Origin of the sequence: Methylobacterium sp. ME121 (assembly GCF_000974725.1) — a bacterium.
Lineage (GTDB): Bacteria > Pseudomonadota > Alphaproteobacteria > Rhizobiales > Beijerinckiaceae > Methylobacterium > Methylobacterium radiotolerans.
Window position 1 is genome coordinate 1 of sequence record NZ_BBUX01000138.1, and the last position, 5086, is coordinate 5086.

At 68.2% G+C, this 5086-nt stretch carries 4 protein-coding genes; 3 read left to right on the forward strand and 1 reads right to left on the reverse strand.

The genetic code is table 11. The features are described 5' to 3' along the window. Positions 1-401: 401 nt before the first annotated feature. Complete coding sequence (locus tag ME121_RS32310) at positions 402-1202, reverse strand: SGNH/GDSL hydrolase family protein (protein WP_246753215.1); 801 nt, start codon at positions 1200-1202, stop codon at positions 402-404. A gap of 9 nt (positions 1203-1211) precedes the next feature. Between ME121_RS32310 and ME121_RS32315 the strand changes: the two genes are divergently transcribed. The 3 genes from ME121_RS32315 to ME121_RS32325 form a co-directional block, all read left to right on the forward strand. Next, positions 1212-2891 carry a lipase family protein gene (locus ME121_RS32315; protein WP_246753214.1) on the forward strand — a complete coding sequence of 560 codons (1680 nt, stop codon included), beginning with the start codon at positions 1212-1214 and terminating at the stop codon, positions 2889-2891. A 155-nt stretch (positions 2892-3046) separates the two neighbouring features. Continuing rightward, positions 3047-4486: a hypothetical protein gene (locus ME121_RS32320; RefSeq protein WP_059410297.1), complete on the forward strand. Its 1440-nt coding sequence runs from the start codon at positions 3047-3049 to the stop codon at positions 4484-4486. A gap of 268 nt (positions 4487-4754) precedes the next feature. Further along, positions 4755-5086: flagellin N-terminal helical domain-containing protein (locus ME121_RS32325; RefSeq protein ID WP_491892943.1), on the forward strand; the 332-nt coding region annotated here is incomplete at its 3' end.

Consider the following 5086-nt stretch of genomic DNA (forward strand, 5'->3'; position numbering starts at 1 on the left):
CCCACACCTGGACCGCGTCGCTCCGGATCGGCGGAGCCCGGAGAAACTCAGCCGCGATGCGCCGGTCGATGCGGGGCCTGCCGCCGGGAAGCGGTAGCGGCGCGCCCGCGGGCCGCCCGGACGCGTGCGATGTCGGCCATCCCGACCGGCCGCGGCGGAGCCTCCCCGGTGAACGGCATCCGGCTGCGGACATCGCCGTAATAGTCCGACCCTCCCATCCCGAATCCGCCGGCGACGACGGGACCGTCGAGGAGCGGCTCTCCGGCCAAAGCTCCGGCACTGACGAGGACGAGGAGAGGGACCGCGAGGAGGATGCGCATGGTCGCATGCGTACACGGACCTGCGTCAGCTTTGCGGCGGCGCCGGTCACGATGGCGTGCGCGGGGCCGGCAGCGCCGCCGTCAGATGTCCGCGTCGATGCCGCGACAGCGCGTCGGATGCGCCCGCGACTTCTGCCAGCCGGTCCGCCCCTGCGCGAAGCCGACCTCCAGGAAGTGGACCAGCGGGTTGACGCCCGCCGCGCGGACATCCGGATTCGCGTCGAGATACCCGTCGGTGCTGAAATGCCCGCTCGGATCACGGCCCTCGCGCCAGCCGAGATCGAGGTAGTGTCGCGCCAGACCGTGGGGGTACTGGCACGTGTCGGCGTACCAGCTCCTGTAATACTCCTCATCGAAACCCGGGAGCGGAGTCTCCAGGTAGCGCTCCAGCCCATATCGATCCCGGATGTGGCCGGTGATGCGTGCGGCCACCGCCGCGTAATCGCGCAGATGCGTCCCGTCGATGAAAGCCTCATCCTCCGCCAGCCCGAACCTGGCCCCGCGCAGCGACGCGAACGGATCGAAGAACGAGACGCCCCGGCGCACGCACACGTCGCGGAGGAGATCGGAATACACCTCGACCGCTGCGGGGTCGCGCTCGGAGGCCTTCGAGACCGGCGTGGGCGGCAGCGCCGACACCAGCGTGTCGAGGGTCCAGGCCTGGAAGCGATCGACCATGCGATCCGCGTGGCTGGAGAAGTCCTCGGTCGCCGATCTCGCGAGCGCCGACGGCGAGCGGATGTCGTTGGTCCCGACGATCAGAATCGCGAGGAAGGCCGGCAAGGGCGCGCGCAGCAGGTCGAGGGCGCGGCGATAGGAACCCGCCGTCGAACCCGCGAGACCGACATTCAGGACGGGACGGGAAACGACCGGTCGCGGCAAGTGAGCCGCGTGCGAATCGCCGGCGAGCACGATGCAACCACTCGGTGCAGCGTCGAAGACGGCCTGGATGTGGCCGATCTTGTGACGTCGGAGGGCGTTGCTGCGGAGCGCCCTCACGGCCTCGATAAAGCCCATACGAATCTTGAACACCGCCCCCGCGTACCGCACCGTAGGAGGCTCAGTTTTCCCAAGTCCAGTCATTCTCGCGCACAACGCCGCTTTTTGACGCCGGCGGTGTTGCCGGGTGACAGAGGCCGTGACGCCGGCCGGATCATGAATGCTGGCCGGCGGCGGAACCGATTTCACCCGCGCGCTGTTGTGGAGCCCTCCGCGATCGTGCAATGGAGCCGCCCCTGCCGGCGCCGCCGACCGCCACGCATCGGCCTCGTGCTCTCGTTCTTGTTCGATCACATGGTCCGCGGCTACTTATCATTCACGCCTTTCAAGTTGAGAGACCTTCATCCGGCGCCGGTGGCGCGGCGGCACGTCTTTTTCATCCACGGGTTCGACGCCCGCAGCGGCATTCGCTTCCCCGCCTTCTTCAAGCGGGAACTCCACCGTCACACGGCCCGGTTCGGGGCGATGCCGCGCGCCGTCTCGGAGATCCGGACCGACCCCGATGGTCTGAGCCGGAGCTGGGAGGTCGGCGCGCCGGCAGACGGGGACGGCGCGGCCGTCCGCTGCGAGACCCTGGTCTGGAGCGATATCGTCCATTCGGATCTCGCGCGCCCCGCGTCGCGCAAGCTCGCGCTGCTGGCCCGGAGCGCCGTAGCGGGGCTCACGCAGGGATTGTTCTTCAAGACGTCCCGGTTCGGATGGCCCTACACCCTGCTGAGCGCCTTCCCGTTCTTCGTCGCCTTCGTCGCCCCGGCGCTGCTGATCGCGCTCGGCACCGCGATCTTCGCCGCCGTCAGCCCGCCGGCGGTGGCGGACACGGTCTGCGTGGCGCTGTTTCTAGCCGCCGCCGCGCTCGCGCTCCTGTACGGCGCCAAGAAGGCGCTGGGCCGCCTGTTCTTCTGGCACATCCTGAGCATCCGCATCTTCTTCTGGCAGCATGCGACGGGCCGGCGACCGGATTACGTGGACCGGATCGCGGTCTTCCGGGACCGTGTTCTGGCCGAAATGGCGCACTGGCGTGCGAACCCCGCGGACGCGCCCGACGAGGTCCTGATCGTGGGCCATTCCCTGGGCGCCGCCATGGCGGTCGAGGTCGCCGCGCAGGTCCTCGCGCGCCTCGGGACCGACGATCGAGCGCATCCGCGGCTGTCCCTGGTCACGCTGGGCTCGGGGTTGCCCTTCGTCGCGCTTCAGCACGAGGCCCACACGTTGCGCCGAGACATCGCGACGCTCGTCTTCAGCGACCGCATCGTCTGGTGCGACTACCAGGCGCCCCAGGACTGGCTCAACTGCTACGGTTTCAATCCGATCTTCGATCTCGGATTCGGACGACCGGCGTTCCTCGCCTGCAACCCGCTTATCCGCTCCGCAGGAGTCAAGGACAGGATACCGGAGGACGACTACAAGCGTCTGCGCCTCAAGCCTTTCCACATGCACTTCCAGTTCCTGAAAGCCAATTTCAGGCCGGGTGAGTACGATTTCTTCGAGATGATCCTCGGCCGGCAATCGCTGCTCGACCGCGCCCTGAGGCCGATCTGCCGCCGCGCTGCCGAGCCCAAGACCGGTGCGTGACCCTGCCCGCGGTTGAAGGGCCTCCCCGCCCCGGTGGAAGGTCCGGACACGATCCGACGGTCCGAGCCGCCGGATATCAGACGGCCACATTCGCGTCGTCAGCCTCCGCCGGAGCGCCGCGGCGTCACGGGTGCAGGAGCGGACCGGAGCGAGGGATGGGTGTGAGCGTGTTACCGGATTTCGTTTCGCCGAGGAGCGCTCTCGTCGGGGTGCTGCTGGCGGTGCTTGCCGCGCCGGTGGCGGGTGAGGCCGGCTGGATGGGGCCGGAGGCGCAGCCGCTGTTCGTCAACGAGGCCAATCCGGCCGGCTACAACTACGCGCCGAGCGTCATCACCGAGAACGGGACCACCGACATCTGGTGGTGCGGCCAGGGCAAGACCGACGTCATCTTCCACCGTTCCTACACGCCGCAAACCGGCTTCTCGCCGGCGCGGATCGTGTTCCAGCCGACGCCCGGCTCCTGGAACCGGCAGTACGTCTGTGATCCCAGCGTGATCCGTGGCCGCTTCGTCAACCCGGCGGACGGACAGAGCTACGCCTACGCGATGTATTACTCGGGAGCCGACAACCTGCCCGGACACAACAACCAGACGGGCCTCGCCTTCTCGAACGACAAGGTGACGTGGGTCGACTACCCGGAACCGGTCATCAAGCCGATCAACCCGGTCGTCGCGCAGGGCAATTACGGCACCGGCCAGCCCGCGACCTTCTCGGACGGCCGGTCCGGCGTCTTCGTCTTCACGACGGATCTCACCGGGCCGCAGGGCGTGCGGGGCTTCGGGGACCTCTACGTCCGGCACACGGCCGACGGCGTGCATTTCGGGGCGCCGGCGCGGGTCCCCAACGTCGCGACCGACGGCTCGACCATCAACCCGAACTCGGATTTCGCCTACGACCCCAAGGCGGGCGAGGTCTACGTCATCACCGGGCTGCCGGGTCGCGTGTGTCAGCAGGTGGCCTGCAAGGACCCGGGGCGCAATCCGGACCGGGAAACCTACCAGATGGGTCTGTTCAAGATGCCCCTGAAGGCGGCGCTGAGCGGCGCGCCGGCCACTTGGACGCCCTTGGGCTACCTGAACTCCGACGTCACCGGTTTCTACCTGAACCACAGCCCCGGCTTCCAGCGCGACGGAGCCGGCTCGCTGACGCCGTTCCTGCCGGACGTCACGGTGTTCTTCTCGGGCGGCGACCCCTACCCCGGCACGTGGCGGATCACCGAGGCGCGGCGGCCCAGCGGCGCCGACCGCCTTCCCCTGCGGCGCGCCTTCGGGCCCGGCGGCCACTGGGTGACGACCGGCTATATCGGGCCGGGCTACACGGTCGAGCGCAGCGTCGGCACCGCGTTGACGCTTCCGGCCCCTGGGACCGCGATGCTGATGAGCTGCGCGGCGGGGCAGAACCACTTCCTCAGCCGGGACCCGCGGTGCGAGGGCCAGACGCCCCTCGGCCAGACCGGCTACGTCTACGAGTCGCACAGGCCGGGCAGCCACCCGATCTACCGCTGCATCGCCGGCGGCCAAGATCATTTCGTGTCGACCGCAGCGGACTGCGAGGGACACACGTCCGAAGGTTTGCTCGGCTACGCCCTCGACTGAGGATGCGTCGCGTGGCGCGGCGACTCAATCGACTGTTTGGCCCGTGCAGCAATGGGCGGAAGCGCCTGCGCGAATCTCCGTTGGCAGCTGAGCCGCCGCAACCCTGACCGATGCCGACGGGCCAAGTTTGTGCCCGTCGCTCGTACACTTTCCGGTAAGGCTACCGATCCGCCGAAAATACTCGCGCAGTTAATTCGGACTTAACCCTAACCGGTATTCTTAGGCATCCCCGAGAATCGGGTTGCTCCGGTTGGAAAGATAGCGATCCATGTCCTCCATCACCCTGTCGGCCGCGACGCGCCAGAATCTGCTCTCGCTGCAGGACACCGCCCAGCTGATGGCGACCACGCAGAACCGCCTCGCCACCGGCAAGACGGTCAACTCCGCCCTCGACAACCCGACCAACTTCTTCACCTCTCAGGCCCTCGACGGCCGCTCCTCGAGCCTGAACACGCTCCTCGACGGCATCTCCAACGGCATCCAGTCGATCCAGGCCGCCAACCAGGGCATCACCTCGATCCAGAAGCTCGTGGACCAGGCCAAGTCGATCGCCAACCAGGCGCTCTCGACCCAGCTCTCCACCACCGGCACCGCCGCCAA

Excerpts from the sequence above, each read along its gene's own strand:
- ME121_RS32320 (WP_059410297.1), top strand. The coding sequence starts at position 3,047 with ATGGGTGTGAGCGTGTTACCGGATTTCGTTTCGCCGAGGAGCGCTCTC.